At 73.0% G+C, this 23,159-nt stretch carries 22 protein-coding genes; 13 read left to right on the forward strand and 9 right to left on the reverse strand.

Annotation, left to right across the window (positions count from 1 at the left end; genetic code table 11):
* The gene (locus E6U81_RS20055) at positions 1–1,188 is read right to left on the reverse strand and encodes an ROK family transcriptional regulator (RefSeq protein ID WP_136231489.1); all 1,188 of its coding nucleotides are present in this window, start codon (positions 1,186–1,188) and stop codon (positions 1–3) included.
* Positions 1,189–1,242: 54 nt separating this feature from the next.
* Between E6U81_RS20055 and E6U81_RS20060 the strand changes: the two genes are divergently transcribed.
* From E6U81_RS20060 to E6U81_RS20075, 4 genes are all read left to right on the forward strand, one after another.
* Positions 1,243–2,481: an MFS transporter gene (locus E6U81_RS20060; protein WP_136231490.1), complete on the forward strand. Its 1,239-nt coding sequence runs from the start codon at positions 1,243–1,245 to the stop codon at positions 2,479–2,481.
* Between the two features lie 111 nt (positions 2,482–2,592).
* The gene (locus E6U81_RS20065; RefSeq protein ID WP_136231608.1) at positions 2,593–3,990 is read left to right on the forward strand and encodes a solute carrier family 23 protein; all 1,398 of its coding nucleotides are present in this window, start codon (positions 2,593–2,595) and stop codon (positions 3,988–3,990) included.
* 76 nt (positions 3,991–4,066) lie between these two features.
* A complete protein-coding gene (locus tag E6U81_RS20070; RefSeq protein WP_136231491.1) occupies positions 4,067–4,708 on the forward strand; it encodes a DUF5995 family protein in 642 nt (213 codons plus the stop codon).
* A 54-nt stretch (positions 4,709–4,762) separates the two neighbouring features.
* Positions 4,763–5,326 carry a DUF1963 domain-containing protein gene (locus E6U81_RS20075; protein WP_136231492.1) on the forward strand — a complete coding sequence of 188 codons (564 nt, stop codon included), beginning with the start codon at positions 4,763–4,765 and terminating at the stop codon, positions 5,324–5,326.
* A 117-nt stretch (positions 5,327–5,443) separates the two neighbouring features.
* Here E6U81_RS20075 and E6U81_RS20080 read toward each other — a convergent pair whose 3' ends face one another.
* The 3 genes from E6U81_RS20080 to E6U81_RS20090 form a co-directional block, all read right to left on the reverse strand.
* Positions 5,444–7,141 (reverse strand): NAD(P)/FAD-dependent oxidoreductase, encoded by a 1,698-nt coding sequence (locus E6U81_RS20080; RefSeq protein ID WP_136231493.1) that lies wholly within the window; start codon positions 7,139–7,141, stop codon positions 5,444–5,446.
* Positions 7,142–7,217: 76 nt separating this feature from the next.
* Complete coding sequence (locus E6U81_RS20085; protein ID WP_136231494.1) at positions 7,218–8,018, reverse strand: carbon-nitrogen hydrolase family protein; 801 nt, start codon at positions 8,016–8,018, stop codon at positions 7,218–7,220.
* 161 nt (positions 8,019–8,179) lie between these two features.
* Entirely contained in the window at positions 8,180–8,917 is a 738-nt protein-coding gene (locus E6U81_RS20090) for a class I SAM-dependent methyltransferase (protein WP_136231495.1), read from the reverse strand.
* 171 nt (positions 8,918–9,088) lie between these two features.
* Between E6U81_RS20090 and E6U81_RS20095 the strand changes: the two genes are divergently transcribed.
* On the forward strand, positions 9,089–9,280 hold the full coding sequence (locus tag E6U81_RS20095) for a DUF1059 domain-containing protein (protein ID WP_136231496.1): 192 nt from the start codon (positions 9,089–9,091) through the stop codon (positions 9,278–9,280).
* A gap of 40 nt (positions 9,281–9,320) precedes the next feature.
* Here the strand turns inward: E6U81_RS20095 and E6U81_RS20100 are convergent, their stop codons facing one another.
* Positions 9,321–9,776 carry an Lrp/AsnC family transcriptional regulator gene (locus E6U81_RS20100; RefSeq protein WP_030027017.1) on the reverse strand — a complete coding sequence of 152 codons (456 nt, stop codon included), beginning with the start codon at positions 9,774–9,776 and terminating at the stop codon, positions 9,321–9,323.
* A gap of 10 nt (positions 9,777–9,786) precedes the next feature.
* The gene (locus E6U81_RS20105; protein ID WP_240803918.1) at positions 9,787–11,277 is read right to left on the reverse strand and encodes an amino acid permease; all 1,491 of its coding nucleotides are present in this window, start codon (positions 11,275–11,277) and stop codon (positions 9,787–9,789) included.
* A gap of 325 nt (positions 11,278–11,602) precedes the next feature.
* Between E6U81_RS20105 and E6U81_RS20110 the strand changes: the two genes are divergently transcribed.
* The 7 genes from E6U81_RS20110 to E6U81_RS20140 all read left to right on the forward strand — a co-directional run bounded on the left by E6U81_RS20110 (position 11,603) and on the right by E6U81_RS20140 (position 18,514).
* The gene (locus E6U81_RS20110) at positions 11,603–11,824 is read left to right on the forward strand and encodes a hypothetical protein (protein WP_136231498.1); all 222 of its coding nucleotides are present in this window, start codon (positions 11,603–11,605) and stop codon (positions 11,822–11,824) included.
* Complete coding sequence (locus tag E6U81_RS20115; RefSeq protein ID WP_136231499.1) at positions 11,821–12,942, forward strand: GDSL-type esterase/lipase family protein; 1,122 nt, start codon at positions 11,821–11,823, stop codon at positions 12,940–12,942. Before E6U81_RS20110 ends, E6U81_RS20115 begins: the two co-directional genes overlap by 4 nt.
* A 102-nt stretch (positions 12,943–13,044) precedes the next feature.
* Positions 13,045–14,022 carry an SCO0930 family lipoprotein gene (locus tag E6U81_RS20120; protein ID WP_240803919.1) on the forward strand — a complete coding sequence of 326 codons (978 nt, stop codon included), beginning with the start codon at positions 13,045–13,047 and terminating at the stop codon, positions 14,020–14,022.
* Positions 14,023–14,152: 130 nt separating this feature from the next.
* Positions 14,153–14,977 carry a LytTR family DNA-binding domain-containing protein gene (locus E6U81_RS20125; protein ID WP_136231500.1) on the forward strand — a complete coding sequence of 275 codons (825 nt, stop codon included), beginning with the start codon at positions 14,153–14,155 and terminating at the stop codon, positions 14,975–14,977.
* 189 nt (positions 14,978–15,166) lie between these two features.
* Positions 15,167–15,442, forward strand: coding sequence for a hypothetical protein (locus tag E6U81_RS20130; RefSeq protein ID WP_136231501.1), 276 nt, complete (start codon positions 15,167–15,169; stop codon positions 15,440–15,442).
* A gap of 97 nt (positions 15,443–15,539) precedes the next feature.
* A complete protein-coding gene (locus tag E6U81_RS20135) occupies positions 15,540–17,270 on the forward strand; it encodes a cation acetate symporter (RefSeq protein WP_136231502.1) in 1,731 nt (576 codons plus the stop codon).
* Positions 17,267–18,514 carry a histidine kinase gene (locus E6U81_RS20140; RefSeq protein ID WP_136231503.1) on the forward strand — a complete coding sequence of 416 codons (1,248 nt, stop codon included), beginning with the start codon at positions 17,267–17,269 and terminating at the stop codon, positions 18,512–18,514. Before E6U81_RS20135 ends, E6U81_RS20140 begins: the two co-directional genes overlap by 4 nt.
* Positions 18,515–18,573: 59 nt before the next feature.
* Here the strand turns inward: E6U81_RS20140 and E6U81_RS20145 are convergent, their stop codons facing one another.
* The gene (locus E6U81_RS20145) at positions 18,574–20,016 is read right to left on the reverse strand and encodes a GuaB1 family IMP dehydrogenase-related protein (protein ID WP_206309974.1); all 1,443 of its coding nucleotides are present in this window, start codon (positions 20,014–20,016) and stop codon (positions 18,574–18,576) included.
* A gap of 266 nt (positions 20,017–20,282) precedes the next feature.
* Here E6U81_RS20145 and E6U81_RS20150 point away from each other — a divergent pair, with 266 nt between their 5' ends.
* Positions 20,283–20,648, forward strand: coding sequence for a hypothetical protein (locus E6U81_RS20150; protein WP_136231504.1), 366 nt, complete (start codon positions 20,283–20,285; stop codon positions 20,646–20,648).
* On the opposite strand, the gene E6U81_RS20155 is transcribed toward E6U81_RS20150, so the two are convergent.
* Together E6U81_RS20155 and E6U81_RS20160 are read right to left on the reverse strand one after the other, a co-directional pair.
* Positions 20,629–21,801 carry an XdhC/CoxI family protein gene (locus E6U81_RS20155; RefSeq protein WP_136231505.1) on the reverse strand — a complete coding sequence of 391 codons (1,173 nt, stop codon included), beginning with the start codon at positions 21,799–21,801 and terminating at the stop codon, positions 20,629–20,631. The genes E6U81_RS20150 and E6U81_RS20155 overlap by 20 nt on opposite strands.
* A complete protein-coding gene (locus E6U81_RS20160) occupies positions 21,801–23,120 on the reverse strand; it encodes a transposase (protein WP_136231506.1) in 1,320 nt (439 codons plus the stop codon). The genes E6U81_RS20155 and E6U81_RS20160 overlap by 1 nt, the downstream gene beginning before the upstream one ends.
* Positions 23,121–23,159 lie beyond the last annotated feature (39 nt).

Raw genomic sequence — 23,159 nt, forward strand, 5'->3', positions numbered from 1 at the left:
TCAGCGGGGCGGAGCCGGTGGGCGCGGCCCCGCCCTCACCCCCCCGAACAGCACCCCCTGGGCCGCTTCGCGGGCTGCCAGGCGGGCACCCGCCAGGACTGCCGGGTCGCCCAGGGTCGTGGCGCGGATCTCCGTCGGGACAGGGGTCAGTTTCGCCAGGCGGTGGGAGACGCGTGCGGCCAGGTCGGGGCCGCCGGCGCGGCCGAGTTCTCCCGCCAGGACCACGCACCCCGGGTCGAGGAGGGCGGCGGCCGCGGCGGCGCCCAGGGCGAGGCGTTCGGCGAGGGCTTCGAGGAAGGGCTCGCCGGCGGCTCCCGCCACGGCCTGTTCCGCCGGGCCGGCGAAGCCGTGTTCGCGGGCCAGCGCGGTCACGGCGTCCCGGCCGACCAGGGCGTGGAACCCGCCCGCGCAGTCGACGGCCGAGGGCAGCCCGCCGGTGCCCGGTACGGGGAGGAAGCCGATCTCGCCCGCGCCGCCGGAGGCGCCGCGGCGCAGCCGGCCGTCCAGGACCACGGCGGCGCCCACCCCCGCGCCGAGCCACAGCAGGACGAAGGAGTCCAGGTCGCGGGCGACGCCGAGGCGCTGCTCGGCGAGGGCGGCGAGGTTGGTCTCGTTCTCGACGGCCACGACGGCGGGCAGGGTTCGCTGCAGAGCGGTGACGAGGTCGCGGTGCCAGGCGGGGAGGCCGATGGTGTCGCGGAGTTCGCCGGTGGCGGGGGCGACGAGGCCCGGGGCGCCCACGACGACGGTGTGCAGTTCGGCGGCGCCGGCCTCGTGGGCGGTGCGCAGCAGGGCCGCGACCGCCTCGTCGGGTGCGCCGACGGGCAGGGCGGCTTCGGCCAGGGGGTGGCCGAGCAGGTCGGTGACGACGGCGGTGACCCGGTCGGTGCGGACGTCGAGGGCGGCGAGGTGGGCGCGGCGGGCGACGATCCCGTGGAGCTTGGCGTTGGGGCCGCGGCGCTGTTCGCCGGATTCGCCGACGACCTCGATGAGGCCCGCTTCGGTGAGCCGGTCGACGAGGTCGGCGACGGAGGGGCGGGAGAGGCCGGTCATGGTCTTGAGCTGGGTCGCCGTCAGCGGACCGGAGTCCTGCAGGAGTTGCAGGGCGAGGCGGTCGTTGATGGCACGGGCCGTGCTGGGTGAGGCGGGGGACGGTACCGGGGCGTGGGCTGGAGTCACGGCGCCCATCCTAAGGAGTCGGGCTCTTATCTATCAGGCAGGTTCCCTGATAGTTTATGCGTCATGACCGGGGACACCGACCTCAGCCCGGCGCGCCTGCGCCGTGCCCGCTATGCCATCGCCGCCGTCTTCTGCACCCATGGCGCCGTCACCGGCTCCTTCGCCACCCGCATCCCCTGGATCCAGGAGCACGCCCAGCTCGGCGCGGGCACCCTGGGGCTCGCGCTCGCCTTCCCCGCCGTGGGCGCCGCGCTCGCGATGCCGCTGGCCGGGCGGATCAACCACCGGTTCGGTGCGCGGACCGCGCTGCGGGGGCTGCTGGTGCTGTGGACCCTCTCGCTGATCCTGCCGAGCCTCGCCCCGAACCTGCTCGTGCTGTGCCTGGGGCTCCTCGTCTACGGGGCCACCGCGGGCATGTCGGACGTGGCGATGAACGCGCTGGGCGTGGAGACCGAGAACCGGCTGGGCCACTCGATCATGTCCTCCCTTCACGGCATGTGGAGCGTGGGCGCCCTGCTCGGCTCCGCGGCCGGTACGGTCGCCGCGCACACCGGGACGGACGCCCGGCTGCACCACCTGGTGGCCGCACTCGCCCTGACCGCGCTCGGGCTGGTCGCCGTACAGGGCGTGCTGGACCTGCGCAGCGACGAGGGGGCGCAGGCGCCCCCGCACTTCGCGCTGCCGCCCCGGTCCGCGCTGCTGATCGGCGCGATCGGCTTCTGCGCGGTGTTCGCGGAGGGCGCGAGCCTGGACTGGTCCGCGGTCTACCTGCGGGACGTCCTGCACACGGACGCGGGCCTCGCGGCCGCCTCGACCACCGCCTTCGCACTGACCATGGCCGTGGCCAGGCTCGTCGGGGACCGGGTGGTGGACCGCTTCGGGCCGGTGCGCACGGTCCGCGCGGGCGGGCTGGTGGCGACCGCGGGCGGCCTGCTCGTGGTCGGCGCGCAGCATCCGGCGGCGGCCCTGGCCGGGTTCGGGCTGATCGGGCTGGGCATCGCGGTGGTGGTTCCGCTGGCCTTCGCCGCGGCGGGCCGCAGCGGTCCGGCTCCGGCGCAGGCGATCGCGGGTGTCGCGACGATCACGTACACCTCGGGGCTGATCGCGCCGTCGGCGATCGGCGCGGTGGCGGACGCGACCTCGCTGGTGGTGTCGTTCGCTCTGGTGACCGTGCTGGCCTTCGCGCTGGTGGTGGGTGCCGCGGTGCTGCGCCAGAGGACGCCGGTGGGGCAGTCTGGGGGCGGGTTCACCGGGAAGGCCGGGCCGGCCGAGCGGGACGAACCTGCCGATATCCGGCCGTAATATGTCGACTGGCCGCAGCGGCACGCACCCGTGCGCTGCGGCTTCGATGTGTGCGCGGCCGCTGCCGTGCTCGTCCGGATGGCCGGGAGAACCGGCGAAGAGGAGTGGAACATGGGCCTCGGCGTGGGCTGGACCCTGCACGGAGACGGGCGGACCCCCGCCCCCGGCGCGGTGGTCCGGCCGGAGGAGCGGCTGTCGTGGCCGCGGACCGCCGGGCTGGGTGCCCAGCACGTCGTGGCGATGTTCGGCGCCAGTTTCGTCGCGCCGGTCCTGATGGGCCTGGATCCGAACCTGGCCATCATGATGTCCGGCGTCGCGACGGTGATCTTCCTGCTCGCGACGCGCGGCCGGGTGCCCTCCTACCTGGGCTGCTCGCTGTCCTTCGTCGGCGTAGCGGCGGCGATCCGGGCGGCGGGCGGGGACAGCGCGGTCGTCACGGGCGCCGTGTTCGTCGTCGGTACGGCGCTGTTCCTGGCCGGTCTCGCGGTGCAGCGCTTCGGCGCGCGCGTCATCCACACGGCGATGCCGCCGATCGTGACGGGCGCGGTGGTGATGCTGATCGGCTTCAACCTGGCGCCGGTGACGGCGTCGACGTACTGGCCCCAGGACCAGTGGACGGCGTTGCTGACGATGCTGTTCACCGGCTTCGCCGTGGTGTGCCTGCGCGGTTTCTGGTCGCGCATCGCGATCTTCCTGGGGCTGGTCTTCGGGTACGCGATCTCCTGGCTCTTCGACCTGCTCTTCGGGAAGATCCACTCGACGGTGGGCGGGGAGGCCGCCGTGGACCACTGGCGCCTGGACCTCTCCGCGGTCGCCAAGGCCGACTGGATCGGCCTGCCGTCCTTCCACGGCCCGTCCTTCGAGTGGTCGGCGATCCTGATCGCCCTGCCCGTGGTGATCGCGCTGATCGCCGAGAACGCGGGGCACATCAAGGCCGTGGGCGAGATGACCGGCGACCCCCTCGACGACAAGCTGGGCACGGCCATCGCGGCGGACGGCGCCGCGTCGATGCTGTCCACGGCGGTCGGCGGCCCGCCCAACACCACCTACTCCGAGAACATCGGCGTCATGGCGGCCACCCGGGTCTACTCCACGGCGGCCTACTGGGCCGCGGCGGGCTTCGCGCTGCTCTTCGGCCTGTGCCCCAAGTTCGGCGCGGTCGTCGCGGCGATCCCGGGCGGCGTCCTCGGCGGCATCACGGTCATCCTGTACGGGATGATCGGCCTGCTCGGCGCCCAGATCTGGATCAACGGCGGGGTGGACCTGCGCAATCCGCTGAACCTGGTGCCGGCGGCGGCGGGCATCATCATCGGCATCGGCGGTGTGAAGCTGCAGATCACGGACACCTTCGAGTTGGGCGGCATCGCGCTGGGCACGATCGTGGTGATCGGCGGCTACCACGCGCTGCGGAGCCTCGCCCCCGCACACCTGAAGCCGCAGGGGCCCCTGCTCGACGCGGGCACGTCCGCCTACGACGACGGCGGGGAGGCGGAGGACAAGCCGCGTTGACGGGGTTTCGCCCGAACCGGGGAAGCGTACGGCCAAGTTCCCCGGATCCGTGCCGGCGCCTGCGACTCTGCCTCCCATGGAAGCGGTGCTGGCGCGGATGCGCGCCCTGGAGGAGCGGCTCCCGCCGCAGGACGGTGTCGCCGTCTTCAACCGGGTCTACCTGACGGTGACGGAGACCCTGCACCATCGGATCGAGCACGGGGCCTTCCCGGCGCCGCGGCGGGCGGCGACGCTCAGTGTGCGGTTCGCGGAGCGGTACCTGACGGCGGTGGAGGCGGACCGGGCCCCGGCGTGCTGGCGCCCGCTGCTGCAGTACCGCCGCCACCCCGGGATCCGGCCGCTCCAGCACGCGCTGGCCGGGATCAACGCGCACATCGGCCACGACCTGGCGCTCGCGGTGGTGGCCACGTGCGGTGAGCTGGACTGCGAACCACGGGCCCTGGAGGCGGACTTCGACCGGGTCGGCGACACGCTGGTCTCGCTGGAGGAGCACATCCGGGAGGACCTGATGCCGGGCCCCGACCTGCTGGAGATCGCCGACCCGCTGACCCACCTGGTCGGCTCGTGGAGCCTGGAGCGGGCCCGCGCCGGGGCCTGGTCGGCGGCCCGCCTGCTGTGGACACTGCGCCGGGCGCCGGACCTGGCCGAGGAGTTCGCCGACTCCCTGGACGCGGGCGTGGGCCTGGTCGGCCGCTGTCTGCTGACCCCGCGGGGCTGAGACGCCGTACGGCCCGCCCGGAACGCTGTCGGGGCCGGCGGATAGGTTCCGGCCATGACGACACTTCTCCTCGACGGCGGGCCGGTCGCCCCGGACGCCCCGGTCAGCCGGACCGGTGGCGTGCCGCTGGGTCCCTCCGGGATGGTCTGGCCCGTGTGCGGCGCATGCGCGGGTCCGCTCCAGTTCCTGGCCCAGATCGTGCTCGACGCGGGCGTACTGGTCCTGTTCATGTGCGCGCACCGGCCCGGGGAATGCGAGCAGTGGAGCCCCTCCGCGGGCGGGAACCTGGCCCTGCTGCTGCCCGCCGGCGGCCTGGCGCCCGTACCGGTACCGCGCGGTGCGGATCCGGAAGTGCTCGGGCTGGGCGCCGTACGGGCGGTCGTGCCGTCGGCCTGCGGGGCGGACGGGCGGGCGGTGCTGGGCTCGCTCGGGGGCGAGCCGGACTGGCTCCAGTACGACGAGACACCCGACTGCCCCGCGTGCGCACGGCCGATGGAGTTCGCGGCGGGCCTGGAGGAGGGGCCGGACCCCGTCACGGCCATGAACTTCGGGTCCGGGCAGGCCTACGCCCACGTGTGCGGAGGGTGCGGCCGGGCGGCGCTGCTGTGGCAGTGCTGAGCGGGCCGGGCGCCCCGGGTACGGGGCGCGGGCATGAGAACGGGCCGCCGGCCCGCGTGCTGACGGCGCGGGGCGGCGGCCCGTGATCATGGGGCCCTTCTCGGAGGGCCGGGAGGGTCAGTCCTCCGGCAGTTCGACCGGGGCGATCTCGTCGTAGATGTCGCCCGGGCCCGGGTTGGTGGAGTCCGTGGACCCGCCGAGGTGGTGCATGACGCCCCAGACGGCGTTCAGCGCGGTCTGGACCGCACCCTCGGCCCAGCCGGCCGTCCAGGAGATGTCGTCGCCCGCGAGGAAGATGCCGCGCTTGTCCTCGGGGAGGCGGTCCTGCATGAAGTGGGTGAACAGGCGGCGCTGGTAGCGGTAGTGGCCGGGGAGGTTGGCCTTGAACGCGCCCATGAAGTAGGGCTCGTCCTCCCAGGAGACGGTGACCGGGTTGCCGATGATGTGGCGGCGGATGTCGACCTTGGGGTAGATCTCGCCGAGGGACTTCAGCATGACCTCCATCCGCTCGTTCGCGGACAGCGGCAGCCACTTGAGGCTGTCGTCGCACCAGGTGTACGAGAGGCAGATGACGGCCGGCTTGTCGGGGCCGTTGTCCAGCAGGTAGGTGCCGCGGGTCATGCGGTCGGTCAGCGTCATCGACATGACGTCGCGGCCGGTCTCCTCGTCCTTGTCCAGCCAGAACGGCCGGTCGACGGGGACGAACAGCTTCGACGACTCCATGTAGTGGGTGCGCTCGATCGCCGTCCAGTGGTCGATCGGGAACAGCGTGTCGTCGCACTCGATCTTCGACAGGAGCATCCACGACTGGGCCGTGAAGATCGCGGCGCGGTACGTGCGGATGTCGCCGGAGGAGTCGGTGACGGTGATGCGGTTGCCCGCCGTGCGGTGCAGACGGGTCACCGCAGGGCGCGGGGTGCCGTCGTGCAGGGTGGACAGCGAGGTGCCCTGGGCCCAGTGGACGATCTTCTCGGGCTCGCGCTCCCACAGGCGCAGCGGCAGCTGCTGGGAGCCGCCGACGATGCCGCGGTGGTGGTCGTCGGCCTCGGTGTAGACGACGCGCAGGATTTCCAGGATGGAGTTCGGGAAGTCGGTGTCCCAGCCGCCGGTGCCGAAGCCGACCTGGCCGAAGATCTCGCGCTTGCGGAAGGACTTGAAGGCCTCCGACTTGCACAGGAAGCCGTAGAAGGTCTCGTCGTCGAGCTTCTCGACGAGCTTGGCCCAGATCTCGCGGATGCGCGGGACGTCCCGCTCGCGCATCGCGGTGTTCATGTCGGAGAAGTCGGCGCCCTCGTCGAGGCAGGCGTTCCAGGCCTCGGCGACGTCGCGGTAGATCTGCGGGAGGTCGGCGATGGTCTCGGCGTAGTGGCTCTCACCCTTGAGGTCGACGACCGTGGAGGGGGTGGCCTCGGCGAGCGGGTTCGGGAAGGGCTCGGTGACCAGGCCGACGAGGTCGATGTAGTGCTGCAGCGCCGTGGAGGAGGGCGGGAAGCGCATGGCGCCCATCTCGGCGGTGAGGCCCTCGGTCTCGGCGCCCTCGAAGCCGACGGTGCGCAGGCGGCCGCCGATCTGGTCGGCCTCGTAGACGACGGGCTTGAGGCCCATCTTCATGAGCTCGTAGGCCGAGATGATGCCGGAGAGTCCGCCGCCGATGACGGCGACCTCGGTGCCGAATTCGGTCGCGGGTATCTGCCCGAGGCCCGCCGGGTGGGCGAGGAAGTCGTCGTAGGCGTACGGGAAGTCCGGACCGAACATGGTGATCGGCGGCTGTCCGTCGCTGTGCGGGACGGCGGTGGTGGGCACCGTGGACGTCATGGGGTACGACTCCTTGCGGGCAGGGCTCGGGGGTGGAGCGGTGGGGGCGGGGTGGGGCGCGGGGTGCTGGTGCGGGTCAGACGAGCGAGGCGTAGAGGCCGGGCCGGCGGTCGCGCAGGTAGGGGTTGTTCTCGCGCGAGACGCTGAGCAGCTCGGGGTCGACCTCGCCGAACACCATTTCCTCGCCGCGGCCGGCGCGGGTGCGGGTGGTGCCGTCGGGGCTCGCCAGGCAACTGAGGCCGACGAACTCGAACTCGCCCTCGGGTCCGGTGCGGTTGACGTACGCGACGTACATCTGGTTCTCGAAGGCCCGGACGGGGACGAGGTGCTCCGCGACGAACTGGAAGGGGTGCATCTGGGCGGTCGGCACCAGGAGGAGGTCGGTGCCGGCGAGCGCGTGGGCGCGGACGTTCTCGGGGAACTCCACGTCGTAGCAGATCATGATGCCGATGCGGATGCCGCCGAGCTCGGCCTGGACGACGGGGGTGTCGCCGGGGGTGAAGGCGTCCTGCTCGAAGCAGCCGAAGAGGTGGGTCTTGCGGTAGTTCGCGAGGGAGGCGCCGTCGGGGCCGATGAGCTGGGCGGAGTTGTAGACCGTGCCGCCGTCGCGCTCGGGGTAGCCGTAGAGGACCGCGAGTCCGTGGCGGCGGGCGATCTCGCCGATGGCCCGGGCGGAGTCGCCGTCGCTCGCCTCGGCGAGGCCGGGGACATCCTCGAGGTCGAGCGCGTAGCCGGTCAGGAACATCTCGGAGGTGACCAGCAGCCCGGCCCCCGCCTGTGCGGCGCGCTCGGCGGCCTCGTCGAGCGCCTTGAGGTTCTCGGCGACGTCGCCGAGGACTCCGGAGCTCTGGAGGAGGGCGGTGCGCAGCGGGGGCATGGGCATACCTCTGTGGCAGGAGGGGTGTGTGCGGTCCTATGAACGGTACGTTTCGCCCTCCCGACGCAACAAGGCGCCGATGTTGCGCGCTGGTGTGCGATTCGTTGCGCGTTACGGGGCCCTGGCGGCGATTCGTTGCGCGCCCACGCCCGGGAGGTCGCTCAGTCGGCGGTCCGGCGCAGCAGGAAGGTGGCGAAACCCCAGGTGGCGCGGTATCCGCGGAGCCATTCGGTGCGGTGGCCGTTCGCTGCGTCGAGTGCTTCGGCGCTGTCCGGGTGGTCGGGGTGGTCGAGGGCCCAGGCGGCCAGCGAGCCGGTCCAGGACCACTCGTAGTCGTCTCGTTCCTCGCGGGTGCTGAGGTGACCGTACACCGGGGTCCAGCCGGCCGCTGTGACCTGGTCGACGGTGGTGGGCAGGTCGGCGAGGGGGCCGAAGTCCTCACGGTCGCCGGGGGTGGGCGGGTGCTCCCAGTAGCCGTCTCCCACGAGGACGTGGCCGCCGGGGGCGAGGTGGGCGCGGGCCGCGTCGAGGGTGGGCAGGAGCCCGCCGAAGGCGTGGCTGGCGCCGATGCTGAGGACGAGGTCGTAGGGGTGCGGGTCGGTGTGGTCCGCGGCGGGCTTCTGGTGGAGGGACAGCCGGTCGGCGACGCCGAGCGCCTGTGCGGCGCCCGCGGCCCGGTCGAGGGCGGTGCGGGAGGTGTCGACGCCGACGGCGTGCACGCCGGGGCGGTCGTGCAGGGCTCGCAGCAGCCATTCGCCGGGGCCGCAGCCGAGGTCGAGGACGCGTTCGGTGCCGCGGGGCAGTGCGCGGTCCAGGAGCCGGGCCACGGCGGCGTCGCTCAGCGGGGCCGCGACGGGGTGGTGGGTGTGGGCCAGGTGGGAGATCGTTTCTCGGTTCACCCGGACACTGTCCACGGCAGGGGTGTTCCGGGCATCCGGTTTTCCGGTCGGGCTGCGGGAGGCGGCGGCGCGCGCTCCGGCCCGGGTTTCGCCCTGCCCCCGAAAAGAGGATCGTGGGAGGTGCTCCGTCCGGCGTCGGCGTCGGCGGACACCCGTCCCGGAAGGCTTGTCATGCGCAAGGTCATGGACTGCAGGGACTACCCCAGCGAGATGAACTGCACCCTCGCGATCTCTGGCGAGGAGGAAGAGGTCGTCGCAGCGGCCGCCCAGCACGCCGCCGCCGTGCACGGCCACGAGGACACTCCGGAGTTCCGGGGCTCGCTGCGCGGCATGTTGAAGGACGAGGCGCCGCAGCACGCCTGACGCCGGAAACCCGGCGTGGGACCCGGCCGTGCGCCGGGGGTTACGCCGGGGCGCCCGAGGTGAAGCGGCGCAGGAGCGGGGAGAGGACGAGGACGGACTTCGTGCGTTCGACGAAGGGCTCGCCCGCGATGCGTTCCAGGACCCGCTCGAAGTGGCGCATGTCGGAGGCGAAGATCTGGACGAGGGCGTCCGCGTCGCCGGTGACGGTCGACGCGGACACCACCTCGGGGTATCGCTCCAGTCCTCGCCGGATGTCGTCCGGCGAGGTGTTGTGGCGACAGTAGATCTCGATGAAGCCCTCGGTCTCCCAGCCCATGGCGGCCGGGTCGACGCGGACGGTGAAGCCGGTGATGGCGCCTTCGGCGCGCAGCCGGTCCACGCGCCGCTTGACGGCGGGTGCGGAGAGCCCGACCTCGGAGCCGATGTCCGCGTAGGAGCGGCGGGCGTCCTCGGCGAGGGCGTGCACGATGCGTTCGTCGAGATCGTTCAGTCGCACGGGGGGTGAATCACTTCTGTTCAGCGACCTCCGCGGCCGGGTCGGCCACGTCGGCCACAGTGGCCAGGCTGGAGCGGCGCATGCCGTAGAAGAAGTAGATCACGAGCCCGACCGCCATCCAGCCACCGAAGCACAGCCACGTGGCCATCGGCAGCTCGATCATGAGGTACGCGCAGAAGAGGAAGCCCAGGATCGGGGTGACCGGGAAGAGGGCGACCCGGAAGGTGCGGTTCATCTCGGGGCGGGTGTAGCGCAGGATGACGACGGCCACGTTGACGAGGCCGAAGGCGAAGAGCGTGCCGATGCTGGTGGCGTTGGCCAGTTCACCCAGCGGGATGAACGCGGCGAGCAGTCCGCAGAAGAGGCAGACGATGATCGTGTTGATCTTCGGGGTGCCGGTCTTCTCGTCGACCTTGGCGAAGGCCTTCGGCATCAGGCCGTCGCGGGACATGGCGAAGAGGATGCGGGTCTGGCCGTAGAGGACGGCGAAGACGACGCTGGCGATGGCGACGACAGCGCCGGCGGCCAGGATGACGCTCCAGAAGGAGTGGCCGGTGACGTTCTCCATGATCTGGGCCAGGGCGGCCTCGCTGCCCTCGAACTCCTGCCACGGCATGGCGCCGACGGCGACCAGGGCGACGAGGCAGTAGATCGCGGTGACGATCACCAGCGACAGCATGATCGCGCGCGGCAGGTCCTTCTTCGGGTTCTTGGCTTCCTCACCGGCGGTGGAGGCCGCGTCGAAGCCGATGTACGAGAAGAAGAGCATGGAGGCGGCGGTGCTGATGGCGGTGATGCCGAGCGGGGCCAGCGGGGTGTAGTTGCCGGCCTTGATGCCCATGAAGCCGATGACGATGAAGAGCACCAGCGTCACGATCTTGACGGCGACCATGATCGTGTTGATCCGGGCGCTCTCCTTGGCTCCGCGGAGCAGGAAGACCATGCACAGGAGCACCACGACGAGGGCGGGGAGGTTGATGTAGCCGCCCTCGCCCAGCGGGGCGGAGAAGCCCTCGGGGATGGTGAGGCCGAGCGTGCCGTCGAGGAGCTCGTTGAGGTACTGGCCCCAGCCGACGGCGACGGCCGCGACGGAGACGCCGTACTCCAGGACCAGGCACCAGCCGCAGACCCAGGCTATGAGCTCGCCCATGGTGGCGTAGGCGTAGGAGTACGAGGAGCCCGAGACGGGGATGGAGCCCGCGAGCTCGGCGTAGGAGAGCGCCGAGAACAGCGCGGTCAGGCCCGCGACGATGAAGGCGATGAAGACGGCCGGGCCGGCGACCGGGGTGGCTTCGCCGAGGACGACGAAGATGCCGGTGCCCAGGGTCGCGCCGATGCTGATCATGGTCAGCTGCCACATGGTGAGCGAACGCTTGAGCGCGCCGCCCTCACCCTGGCCGCCTTCGGCGACCAGCTGCTCGACCGGCTTGCGGCGGAGCAGCGGGTTGGCGGGCCTACGGGGCTCGGAGGCGAGCGGCGGCGCCTGGCCGTGGTCGAGCACGAGGGGACTCCTTGTCACTGCGGATCGACAGAGGTCGGGGATGAGGCGTCGACCGCGACGGTCCGGAGCAGGACAGGGCCCGACGGGGGAAGGGCCTGACATGGGGGACCGCCGAGCAGGCGATCCGCGCCACTCCACGTACAGCGAGTGAGCCTACGAGCTGAGTGATACCGCCCGTAATGGACCATCCTTGCACATTGGCGCACGATCATTGCGCGGATCGGTCACTGACAGTCGTTTGTTGCGTATGGATGATCGATCGCTGCGCAGCCCGCCCAAGACCGCGTTTATTGACACTTCGTCAGATCTGCCGCAGCGTGCCGCCATGGATCCGGACCTCCGCGGTGGAACCGGGCCCGTGCGGGGTACGGGCGAACGCCGCGGGGTACGGGTGAACGCGATGGCCCCGGCGTCGCCCGGACCCCTGGCCGGCCGCCCGCACTCCCCCGCCCCGCCGACGTCCCCGTACGTGACGGAGCACACGCTCGTGGGCGACGGCGGGGCCGCCAGGCAGTTCCCGTATCCGACGATCGGAGGCGAAGGATGAGCGCACCGGTGCACGACGAGGGCCGCCCCGGGCCGTGGCAGGAGCGGACCGGCCGGTGGGGACAGGCGCCGTGGCCGGAACAGCGACGGGGCGAGGGGTGGATCGAGGTGCCCGGCGGGTGGCAGGATCCGCAGCCCTTCCTGCGCGGGGTCGCCTGGCTGGACGAGGGCCGCCCCGTGCGCGCCGACCCCGCCGACACGATGCGGCTGCCCTGGGACACCGGCGAGCGGGCCACCCTGCCCATCGGGGTCCGGCTGGAGTTCAGCACCGAGACCGCGACGGCCGTCGAGATCCGCTACCGGGCCACCGTGCCCGGCCCCACGGACGCCCTGCGCGACCTCGCGCACGGCTTCGCCCTGTGGGACCGCCATGGAGTGGTCAACGAGGTGTTCACCGAACCGGCCGCGGAGGCCGTCGTCCGCATCGGGCTCGGAGCCGGCGACGGCCCCTTCCACGGCCCCTTCACCATCCACCCGCCCGAGAACCAGTCGCCCCTCGTCCTCGGCCTGCGCGGGATCGGCGGCGCCCTCACCCCCGCACCGCCGGCGCCGCGCTGGGTGGTGCACGGCGACTCCATCACGGAGGGCTGGTGGTCCACCCGTCCCGCCCACGGCTGGCCCGCCGTCGCCGGCCGGGCCCTCGGCTGGGACACCGTCAACCTCGGCTACGCGGGCGCCGCACGTGGTGAACTGGCCACCGCCGAACAGCTCGCGGGCCTGCCGGCGGACGTCCTGACCCTCGCCTTCGGCACCAACTGCTGGTCCCGGGTGCCCTTTTCGGCGCCGCTGCTGTACGAGACCACGCGCGCCTTCCTCGAACTGGTCCGCCAGGGGCACCCGCGGACCCCTCTGCTGCTGGTCTCCCCCGTGCTGCGGCCCGACGCCGAACGCACCCCGAACAAGCTCGGCGCCACCCTGGGCGCGCTGCGCGACGCGATGGAGCGCGCCACCCGGGACCGGATAGCCGCCGGCGACGACCGCCTCGCCGTCCTCCCGGGCCGTGACCTGCTCGGACCCGAGCACCTCGCGGACGGGCTGCACCCCAACGACTCCGGACACCAGGTGCTCGGCCTCGCTGTGGCCACGGCCCTGCGGCGCACCGGGTTCGGCACGGGGTGAGTGAAACAGCCCACACCGCGCCCGGTGAACAGATCCCGCCCACCAGGGCGTGTCCTGTGCACAGTTGCCGCCGCTGGGGGCGACGGCACAGACAGACACGACGTGGGAGAGATCAACATGGGCATGAAGCGCGCAACCACCTTCGCCGCGGCCGCCGTAGCCGTCGTCCTGGCGGCCAGCGCCTGCGGCCCCTCGGACTACAAGGCCTCCGACTCGACGCAGCCCGCCGGAGCCGCGGCCGAGGCCGCCCCGGCGGCGGCCGGCCCGGGCAACCAGCCCGGCGGCCAGCTGGCGGCATCCGTCACCGAGCAGCTCGGCTCCGTCCTCACCGACAGCGCGGGCCTGACCCTCTACCGCTTCGACAAGGACACCGCGAAGCCCCCGAAGTCGAACTGCGAGGGGGACTGCGCGAAGACCTGGCCGGTGGTCGCCGCCGGTGACGTCACCGCCGCGTCGGGCATGGACCCGTCGCTGCTCGGCGAGGTGGTGCGCAGCGACGGCACGAAGCAGCTGACGGTGGCCGGCTGGCCCGCGTACCGGTTCAACAAGGACGCCAAGCCGGGCGACGTCAACGGACAGGGCGTCGGCGGGGTGTGGTTCGCGTTCGGCCCGGACGGCAAGAAGGCGGCGAAGGCGGCCCCGGCCGAGGGCGCCCCCGCAGAGGCCGCCCCCGCCCCCGCCGCCCCCGCAGAGGGGGCCCCCGCCGGGGCGGCCGAGGCGGCTCCCGGCCTGTCGGTGGCGAAGGACCCGAAGCTGGGCGAGCACATCGTCGACGGCAAGGGGATGACGGTCTACCGCTTCAAGAAGGACACCGCCTGGCCGATGGTCTCCAACTGCGTCGGCGACTGCCTGGCCAAGTGGCCGGTCGTGCCCCCGGTGGACAAGGCCAACGCCAAGGGCATCACGGAGAAGAACTACCGGGTCATGGACCGCCCCGACGGCAAGAAGCAGCAGACCGTCGACTGCTGGCCCGTCTACACCTTCTCGGGCGACAAGAAGCCCGGTGACACCAACGGGCAGGGCGTGGGCGGCACCTGGTACGCCGTCTCCCCCGACGGCAAGCTGATCACCGTCCAGTAGCCGGCCCGGTCCCCCGACCCCCGACCCCCCACCACGGTCCGCGCGGCCCCTGCCCCACCTCCCCCCGGGCAGGGGCCGCGCACTGCGGTGGCCCTCCGGAGCGCGCCGGACACGCCATAGACTCGGCCGCATGCTGCGAGTGCTCGCTGTCGACGACGAGAAGCCGCTCCTGGAGGAACTCCTCTACCTGCTGCGCTCGGACCCCCGCGTGCACAGCGCGGAGGGCGCCTCGGACGCCACCGAGGCCCTGCGCCGGGTCACCCGGGCGCTGGAGTCGGGTCCGGACGGGCCCGACGGCATCGACGTGGTCTTCCTCGACATCCATATGGCCGGTCTGACCGGGCTGGACATCGCCCGGCTGCTGGCCGGGTTCGCGCAGCCGCCGCTGATCGTGTTCGTCACCGCCCACGAGGGCTTCGCCGTGCAGGCCTTCGACCTGAAGGCCGTGGACTACGTGCTCAAGCCGGTGCGCCCGGAGCGGCTGGCCGAGGCCGTCCGGCGGGCCTGCGCGCAGCTGGGCCGGGCCGCGGAGGTTCCGGCGGCCGGCGCGGCGCGGTCGGGCCCGCCGGCGGGGGTCCCGGCGCCCCGCCCGGCCCCGGAGGCCGCCGTCGCCGACCGCGGCACGGAGCAGATCGCGGTCGAACTGGGCGGTGTCACCCGGTTCGTGGCGATCGCCGACATCGCCTACGTCGAGGCGCAGGGCGACTACGCCCGCCTGCACACCGACGAGGGCAGCCACCTGGTGCGGATCCCGCTGTCCACGCTGGAGGAGCGGTGGGCGGCGCGCGGGTTCGTGCGGATCCACCGCCGCCATCTGGTGGCGCTGGCCCGGATCGACGAGCTCCGGATGGACTCGGGCACCACCACGGTCCGGGTCGGCCCGGCGGAACTCCAGGTGAGCCGCAGGCATGCGCGGGAGCTGCGCGACCTCCTGATGCGGCACGCGACCGGCTGAAACCGGTCGCCGGGAGGGCCCGGCCGGGCCCGGCCTACGACGACCGCCGGGCGCACCCGGATGCCGTTCACCGCACCGGGAGGGGCGTACGGCGACCCACGGGGGCCGCCTGCCGCACCGGCCTGCGAACGGCCCGCCGAGGCCGTCGCCGCTGCGTATCGTGGATCTTCCCGGCGCGGGAGGAGCGAGATGTCCGAGGTCCAGGCGCTGGTCGACGCCCTGAGCGGCCTGCCGCGCAGGCGCCCGGCGGGGCCCGCCGAGGCCGAGGCGCTGCTCGCCCTGCTGCGCAGTGCTGCCGCCCGCTGGGCGGACATCCTGTACGAGGCCGGCGAGGGCGTCCGCGATCAGGTCCCGCCGCGCGCGGAGGCGGCGCTGACGCTGGCCTTCCGGCGTGCGGAGGAGTCGTACGTGGAGCTGGAGATCGCCCTGCGCGACTGCGCCGAGCACCGGGACCCGGCCGTCTGAAAGCGGCGGACGCCCGGGGTCCGAATCGTGCCTGTCGCCCGGTCAGGGGCGTGCGTAGACTCCGGTCACCCCGCTCCCCGTCCGAAGGACCGCCCTGGTGAACCAGACGTACGCGCTGACCGCGGTCGCCGTCGTCGTCCTGGTCACGCTGCTGCTCGGCGCGCTGGGCCTGCGGATATCGCGGACCACCTCCGACTTCTACGTGGCCTCGCGCACGGTGGGGCCGCGGCTGAACGCGGCGGCCATCAGCGGGGAGTACCTCTCCGCGGCGTCCTTCCTCGGGGTGGCCGGGCTGGTGCTGCTCCAGGGGCCCGGGATGCTCTGGTACCCGGTGGGCTACACCGCCGGGTACGTGGTGCTGCTGGCCCTGGTGGCGGCCCCGCTGCGGCGCTCCGGCGCGTACACGCTGCCCGACTTCGCGGAGGGGCGGCTGGAGTCCCGGGCGGTGCGCCGGATCGCGGTGCTGTTCGTGGTCGGGGTCGGCTGGCTGTACCTGCTGCCGCAGCTGCAGGGGGCCGGGCTGACCCTGGAGATCCTCACGGGGGCCCCGCACTGGGTCGGCGGGCTGGTCGTGGCCTGTGTGGTGAGCGTGGCCGTGGCCGCCGGGGGGATGCGCAGCATCACCTTCGTGCAGGCCTTCCAGTACTGGCTCAAGCTCACTGCCCTGCTGGTCCCGGCGTTCTTCCTGATCGGCGCGTGGGCCGGGGACGGCGCTCCGCGGGCCGTCTTCGACGCGCCGGCGGTCTTCCGGCAGGCCACGTCGGTGACGCTCGCGCAGGACGTGCGGCTGTCGGTGGAGGAGCCGCTCGCGGTGACGGTGACCGGTCAGGTGGACGGGCGCACGCACGTGTCGGTGCCGCTGGTGCTGGCCGCCGGTGAGCATTCCGTACGGGCCCACGCGCGGCTGGAGTTCGCCCCGGGCACGCCGGTCCCGGATGCCCGGGCGGAGCCGGGGGCGGGGGTGGGCACGTGGTCGGAACCGCCGTCCGGGGAACTGCGGGAGTACCGGCTGTACGCCACCTACGGGCTGATCCTGGCGACGTTCCTGGGGACGATGGGGCTGCCGCACGTGGCGGTGCGGTTCTACACGAGCCCCAACGGGCGGGCGGCGCGGCGCACCACGCTGGCGGTGCTGGGTCTGGTCGGCGCCTTCTACCTGCTGCCGCCGGTGTACGGGGCGCTGGGCCGGATCTACGCCCCCGAGCTGGTGCTGACGGGCGATGCGGACGCGGCGGTGCTGGTGCTGCCCGAGCGGATGCTCGGCGGGGTGCTGGGCGAGCTGCTGGGGGCGCTGCTGGCCGGGGGTGCCTTCGCGGCGTTCCTGTCGACGGCCTCGGGGCTGACCATGGCGGTGGCCGGGGTGCTGCACCAGGACGTGCTGCCGAAGTGCGGGGCGCGCAGTTTCCGCTGGGCGGCGCTGGTGGCGATCCTGGTGCCACTGGGCGGGAGTGTGGCGGTCGCGGAGGTGCCGGTGGCGGATGCGGTGGGGCTGGCGTTCGCCGTGTCGGCGTCGTCGTTCTGCCCGCTGCTGGTACTGGGCATCTGGTGGCGCGGGCTGACTCCGCCGGGTGCGGTGGCCGGGCTGGTCACCGGCGGCGGGGCGGCGCTGAGCGCGGTGCTGGCGACGCGGGCCGGGCTGGCTCCGGAGGGCTGGATCCACACGATGCTGGCCTGGCCGGCGGCCTGGTCGGTGCCGCTCGGCTTCCTGACGATGGTGGTGGTGTCGCTGGCCACCCGGTCCCGGATCCCGGCGGGGACGGCGGCCACCCTGGCCCGGCTGCACCTGCCGGAGGTCGTGGCCGGGGACCGGGCGGGGGGCCGGCGGTGACCGGGGCCGGCCAGGCGCTGTGTGTCGTGCTGGCGGTGGCGGCTGCGGCCGTGATGCTGGGCGTCGGCTGGGCGGCGGGACGCTGGCACGCGCGCCGCGGGGAACGCCTGGCGGGTCTGGACCTGGGCACTCCGGTGGAGCGGGCCACCTTCCACACGCTGCACACGGCTTCGCTGGCCGCTCCCCCGCTGCGCGCCGGGCTGACCGAGGACGCGGCCCGCAAGGCGGCCCGGCGGCTGCGGTCGCTGCTGGGGACGGAGGCGCTGTGCCTGACGGACCGGGAGGCGGTGCTGGCGTGGGACGGTCCGGGCGCCGACCACCACCAGCGGCGGGCGATGGCCCGGGTGGCGGTGCTGCTGGAGTCGGGGCGCAGCCAGAGCGTGCGGACCGAGTGCCAGCGGCCCGACTGTCCACTGAAGTGGGCGGTGTTCGCGCCGCTGACCGGCGAGGACGGTGTGCTGGGGGCGCTGGTGGCGTACGGGTCCCGGGAGTCGGCGGTGCTGGTGCGCGCGGCGACGGAGGTGGCGCGGTGGGTGTCGGTGCAGCTGGAGCTGTCCGAGCTGGACCGTTCGCGGACCCGGCTGATGGAGGCGGAGATCAAGGCGCTGCGGGCGCAGATCTCCCCGCACTTCATCTTCAACTCGCTGGCGGCGATCGCCTCGTTCGTGCGGACCGATCCGGAGCGGGCGAGGGAACTGCTGCTGGAGTTCGCGGACTTCACGCGGTACTCCTTCCGGCGGCACGGGGATTTCACCACGCTGGCCGAGGAGTTGCGTTCCATCCAGCAGTATCTGGCGCTGGCCGGGGCCCGGTTCGGTGACCGGCTGAAGGTGACGTTGCAGGTGGCGCCGGAGGTGCTGCCGGTGGCGCTGCCGTTCCTGTGTCTGCAGCCGCTGGTGGAGAACGCCGTCAAGCACGGGCTGGAGGACTCCACCGGGGAGTGCCGGATCACGATCACGGCGCAGGACGCGGGCCCCGACGCGGTGATCACCGTCGAGGACAACGGGGTGGGGATGGATCCGGCCGTGCTGCGCCGGATCCTGGCCGGGGAGCGCACGGGGTCCTCGTCGGGGGTGGGGCTGCCCAATGTCGACGAGCGGATCCGGCAGGTGTACGGGGACGCGTACGGCCCGGTGATGGAGACGGGGGTCGGCGCCGGCATGAAGGTGACCGTGCGGATCCCCAAGTACCGGGCGGGTGTCCACAGTTCGCCGTCGGGGCAGGTCCCGCCGCCCCGTTCCTGAACGCCCGCGGCCCCCGGTGCCGTCCGTGGTGGACGGGACCGGGGGCCGCGGGACGGGGCCTAGCTCCAGCTGGCGTGCAGCGGCTTGCCCTCGGCGTAGCCGGCGGCGGACTGGATACCGATCACGGCCTTCTCCTCGAACTCCGCGAGGGAGCCGGCACCGGCGTAGGTGCAGGAGGAGCGGACACCCGCGATGATCGAGTCGATCAGGTCCTCGACGCCCGGGCGGGCCGGGTCGAGGAACATGCGCGAGGTTGAGATGCCCTCCTCGAACAGGCCCTTGCGGGCGCGGTCGTAGGCCGACTCCTCGCTCGTGCGGTTCTGCACCGCGCGGGCGGAGGCCATGCCGAAGGACTCCTTGTAGAGGCGGCCCTCGGCGGACTGCTGGAGGTCGCCCGGGGACTCGTACGTGCCGGCGAACCAGGAGCCGATCATGACGTTGGAGGCGCCGGCGGCCAGCGCCATCGCCACGTCGCGCGGGTGGCGGACGCCGCCGTCGGCCCAGACGTGCTTGCCGTACTTCTTGGCCTCGGCCGCGCACTCCAGCACCGCGGAGAACTGCGGGCGGCCCACGCCGGTCATCATGCGGGTGGTGCACATGGCGCCGGGGCCCACACCGACCTTGATGATGTCCGCGCCGGCGTCGATGAGGTCCTTGACGCCCTCGGCGGCGACGATGTTGCCAGCCACGATCGGGACCTGCGGGTCCAGGGCGCGGACGGCCTTGATCGCGCTGATCATCGATTCCTGGTGGCCGTGCGCCGTGTCGATGACGAGCGTGTCCACGCCCGCGTCGAGGAGCTGCTTGGCCTTGGCCACGAAGTCGCCGTTGATGCCGACGGCGGCCGCGATGCGCAGCTTGCCGTTCGCGTCGGTGGCCGGGGTGTACAGGGTCGCGCGCAGGGCGCCCTTGCGGGTGAGGATGCCGACGAGCCTGCCGTCCTTGTCGACGGCCGGGGCGAGCTTGCGGTGGCCGGCGTCGAGCTTGTTGAAGGCCTCGCGGGGGTCGATGTCGGCGTCGATGAGCAGCAGCTCCTTCGACATGACCTCGGAGAGCTGGGTGAAGCGGTCGACGCCGGTCAGGTCGTGCTCGGTGACGACGCCGACGGGGCGGCCCTCGCCGTCGACGACCACGCCGGCGCCGTGGGCGCGCTTGGGCAGCAGGGACAGTGCGTCCGCGACGGTCTGGGTGGGCGCCAGCGTGATCGGGGTGTCGAGCACGAGGTGGCGGGTCTTCACCCAGGAGATGACGTCGGTGACGACCTCGATCGGAATGTCCTGGGGGATGACGACGATGCCGCCGCGGCGGGCGACGGTCTCGGCCATCCGGCGGCCGGCGATCGCGGTCATGTTCGCCACGACCAGGGGAATGGTGGTGCCGGTCCCGTCGGGCGAGGAGAGGTCGACGCCCTGGCGGGAACCGACCGCGGAGCGGCTCGGCACCATGAACACATCGTCGTACGTCAGGTCGTACGGCGGCTTCAGGTCATTGAGGAAACGCACGTGCTGAACATCCCAGTCAATCGGAGGTGCCTCGACAGGGTGCAGCCGAGGAAACGCACGTACTTCATTCTCCCACGACCTGGCGTTCACACCGCCCGGGCCGATCGTCCAAGGCATTCCGGGCCGGGTGGTGGCTTCCTACGGGACCTCGGTCCCACGGAGCGCTGCGGTCCGTTCCCGCAGGGGCAGGAGGCAGCGGTCGGGGTCACAGTGGAAGGGTCCGGACGAGTCCCGGCGTGTCCGGGCCGAGCAGCGTTGGAGGATCCATGGCGGCGACGACGCGGAACGAGGCACCCATCGCGGTGGAGGGCGGCGGGCTGGAGGTGCGCGTGCAGGAGATCGGCGGCGACCTCAGCGTGGGGTTCTTCCGCCTTCCGAAGGGCACCGATTTCACGGAGGCGCTCAAGGGGCTTCCCGACGACATGTGCCCGTGCCCGCACTGGGGCTACCTCCTCAAGGGCAGGCTGCTGATGCGGACCGCGGACGGGGAGCAGGTGTACGAGGAGGGGCAGGCCTTCTACTGGGGTCCGGGGCACATCCCCGTGGCGCTCGCCGACACCGAGTACGTCGATTTCTCCCCCAGCGCCGAGTTCCACCGCGTCGTGGAGCACGTCAGGGGCGGGGCGTCCTGAGAGCGGCGGAGCGGAGCGCTGCGGGCGCCGGTCTTCGGTGGACGGGGGCGGCGCCGCCGGTGAGCGGGAGCGCCGATCCGCCGTGCCGGAAGGCCGTGAACTCGGCGGCGATGGCCAGGGCGGTCTCCTCGGGGGTGGCGCCGCCGAGGTCGAGGCCGATGGGCGAGCGCAGGCGGGCCAGAGCTGAGTCCGTCACCCCTTCCTCGCGCAGCCGTCTCTCGCGTTCCGCGTGGGTGCGCCGTGATCCCATGGCGCCCACGTAGCCCAGCGGCAGCCGCAGGGCCAGCTCCAGCAGCGGTACGTCGAATTTCGCGTCGTGGGTGAGGACGCAGACGGCGGTACGGGGGTCCAGTCGGCCCGCCTCCCACTGCGCGGCCAGATGGCGGTGCGGCCAGTCGACGACCACCTCGTCGGCGTCGGGGAAACGGGCCGGGGTGGCGAAGACGGGCCGGGCGTCGCACACCGTGACCCGGTGGCCGAGGAAGGCGCCGATCCGGGCCAGGGCGGCGGCGAAGTCGATCGCCCCGTAGACGAGCAGTCGGGGCGGTTCGGCGGCGGACTCGACGAGCAGCGTCAGGGGCTCCCCGCACAGCCCCCCGGCCGTGCGGAGTTCGGTGGTGCCGGTGCGCCCTGCGAGCAGCAGGGCGCGGGCCCGGTCGGCGGCGGCCCGGTCGAGGGCGGTGCCGCCGGCGAGTCCGCCCTCGTAGGAGCCGTCGGCGTGGACGGCGAGCGCCCGGCCGAGCTGGCGCGGCGGGCCGGACACCACGCGGGCCAGCGCGGCCCGGGTGCCGTCCGCGGCGGCGTCGAGGACCGAGCCGAGGACGGGCCGCACCGGATCGCGGCCGCGCACCGGGGTGACCAGGACATCGAGGACTCCGCCGCAGGTCAGGCCGACGGCGAAGGCGTCGTCGTCGCTGTAGCCGAAGCGGTGCAGGCCGCCCTCGCCGGAGGCGAGCGCGTCGAGGCAGAGCTCGTGCACGGCGGATTCCACGCAGCCTCCGGATACGGAGCCGAGCGCGGTGCCCCGGTCGTCGACGGCGAGCGAGGCACCGGGGCCGCGCGGTGCGCTGCCGCTGACGGCGACCACGGTGGCCAGTGCGAATTCCCGGCGCGCGGCGCACCACGCGCGTAGCTCCTCGGCGATGTCGAGCATCAGCGGATGTATTCGCGGCGCGGGGTCTGTCCGGGCAGGTGCGGGTGCGGCGGCAGCACGGCCGGGGTGGCCGGGCGGGCTGTGGCGGGCAGGGACAGGGCGGTGGCCGGCCGGGTGAGGGGTGCGGGGCGCGCGGGGCCGGGGTAGTGGTCGCGTGCGGGCGGGCGGGCGCCGAGCAGTTTCGCGGCGTGGGCGACGCTCGCCAGGGTGGCGTGGTGGTGCCAGCCGCGGAAGGAGCGGCCCTCGAAGTCGCGGATGCCGACCGGTTCGCAGGTCTCGGCGAAGTCCAGGGCGACCCGGTCGGTGAGTTTGGCGAGCAGGAAGAGCTGGGCGAGCGGCCGGTCCCCGATGTTGGTGATCCAGAACTCGGAGGGGAGCAGTGCCGTTTCGGTCCAGGCCCCGACGAGCAGCAGCGGGGTGGGTGCGGCGGGCGCGGGGCGGTCCTCGCAGGGGGTCGCGAAGATCGGGGCGGAGGTCAGCAGGGTCACCGCTCCTTCGGCGCGGCCGTGCCGGGTCCATTCGACGACGCGGCGCTGGGAGCGCAGGGAGTCGATCAGTTCGCGGGCGGGTGCGGTGTGCGGGCCGGGTTTGTGCCGGCCCGCCCCGCCGAAGGAGACGGGCAGCGAGCCGTCGACCTTGAAGACGAAGGGGATGTCCTGGAGGGCGAACGAGTCGATGCTCTGGGGCAGGTCGCAGTTGGCGACCTCCATGACCACGGGCCGGCGCTGGAGTTGCCAGGTGGCGGCCATCCGCTGGACGGCGTGTACGGCGTCCTGGGCGGGGGTGAGGGAGCGTGCGGTGTCCGGGATGCCGGCCCGTCGGCGGCGCATGAGTTCGCTGGTCCAGGGCCCGGGGAGGGTGAGGGTCCATTCGACGGGGAAGCTGGCTTCGCTGGAGGCGAGCCAGATGCCGCCGGCCTGCTGGCAGTTGGCGGTGCGGCCGAGCTGGGGGACGAACTGCCGGCCGACGCCGACCGAGCGGTCGCCCGCCTTCTCTATGACCATGGGCTGGAGCACCCAGGCCAGCGGGCGCTGTGCGGTGCGTTCGAGGTGCTGGGCGAGGGAGCGCCGTACAGGCGTCCAGTCCCAGGGGGACTTGCTGATGAACTGCTGCAGGCTCTGCTCGACGGAACTCGCTCCGGTTCCGGCGATGTTACGGATTGTTTTCTTCCCGTTGGTCCGCACGAGGCCGTTCAGATAAACGCGGGCCCAGTTTCGCTGGTCCCGCCGGGGTAAGGACTCAAAGAGAAGAGAGATCATGACATCGATCAATTCGGAGACTTCCTCGACGGAATCCTCCGGCAGGACTGCGCGAGCCATCTGGGCCTCCCCCGCGACCAGCTAGATCCAATACCCTAC

The organism is Streptomyces sp. A0592, from assembly GCF_004795115.1.
Taxonomy (GTDB): Bacteria; Actinomycetota; Actinomycetes; order Streptomycetales; family Streptomycetaceae; genus Streptomyces; species Streptomyces erythrochromogenes.

Bases quoted from the DNA above. Each gene is read 5' to 3' on its own strand.
- E6U81_RS20055 (WP_136231489.1), bottom strand. From the start codon at position 1,188: ATGGGCGCCGTGACTCCAGCCCACGCCCCGGTACCGTCCCCCGCCTCA.
- E6U81_RS20060 (WP_136231490.1), top strand. From the start codon at position 1,243: ATGACCGGGGACACCGACCTCAGCCCGGCGCGCCTGCGCCGTGCCCGC.
- E6U81_RS20065 (WP_136231608.1), top strand. From the start codon at position 2,593: ATGGGCCTCGGCGTGGGCTGGACCCTGCACGGAGACGGGCGGACCCCC.
- E6U81_RS20070 (WP_136231491.1), top strand. From the start codon at position 4,067: ATGGAAGCGGTGCTGGCGCGGATGCGCGCCCTGGAGGAGCGGCTCCCG.
- E6U81_RS20075 (WP_136231492.1), top strand. From the start codon at position 4,763: ATGACGACACTTCTCCTCGACGGCGGGCCGGTCGCCCCGGACGCCCCG.
- E6U81_RS20080 (WP_136231493.1), bottom strand. From the start codon at position 7,141: ATGACGTCCACGGTGCCCACCACCGCCGTCCCGCACAGCGACGGACAG.
- E6U81_RS20085 (WP_136231494.1), bottom strand. From the start codon at position 8,018: ATGCCCCCGCTGCGCACCGCCCTCCTCCAGAGCTCCGGAGTCCTCGGC.
- E6U81_RS20095 (WP_136231496.1), top strand. From the start codon at position 9,089: ATGCGCAAGGTCATGGACTGCAGGGACTACCCCAGCGAGATGAACTGC.
- E6U81_RS20110 (WP_136231498.1), top strand. From the start codon at position 11,603: ATGGATCCGGACCTCCGCGGTGGAACCGGGCCCGTGCGGGGTACGGGC.
- E6U81_RS20115 (WP_136231499.1), top strand. From the start codon at position 11,821: ATGAGCGCACCGGTGCACGACGAGGGCCGCCCCGGGCCGTGGCAGGAG.
- E6U81_RS20125 (WP_136231500.1), top strand. From the start codon at position 14,153: ATGCTGCGAGTGCTCGCTGTCGACGACGAGAAGCCGCTCCTGGAGGAA.
- E6U81_RS20130 (WP_136231501.1), top strand. From the start codon at position 15,167: ATGTCCGAGGTCCAGGCGCTGGTCGACGCCCTGAGCGGCCTGCCGCGC.
- E6U81_RS20150 (WP_136231504.1), top strand. From the start codon at position 20,283: ATGGCGGCGACGACGCGGAACGAGGCACCCATCGCGGTGGAGGGCGGC.
- E6U81_RS20155 (WP_136231505.1), bottom strand. From the start codon at position 21,801: ATGCTCGACATCGCCGAGGAGCTACGCGCGTGGTGCGCCGCGCGCCGG.
- E6U81_RS20160 (WP_136231506.1), bottom strand. From the start codon at position 23,120: ATGGCTCGCGCAGTCCTGCCGGAGGATTCCGTCGAGGAAGTCTCCGAA.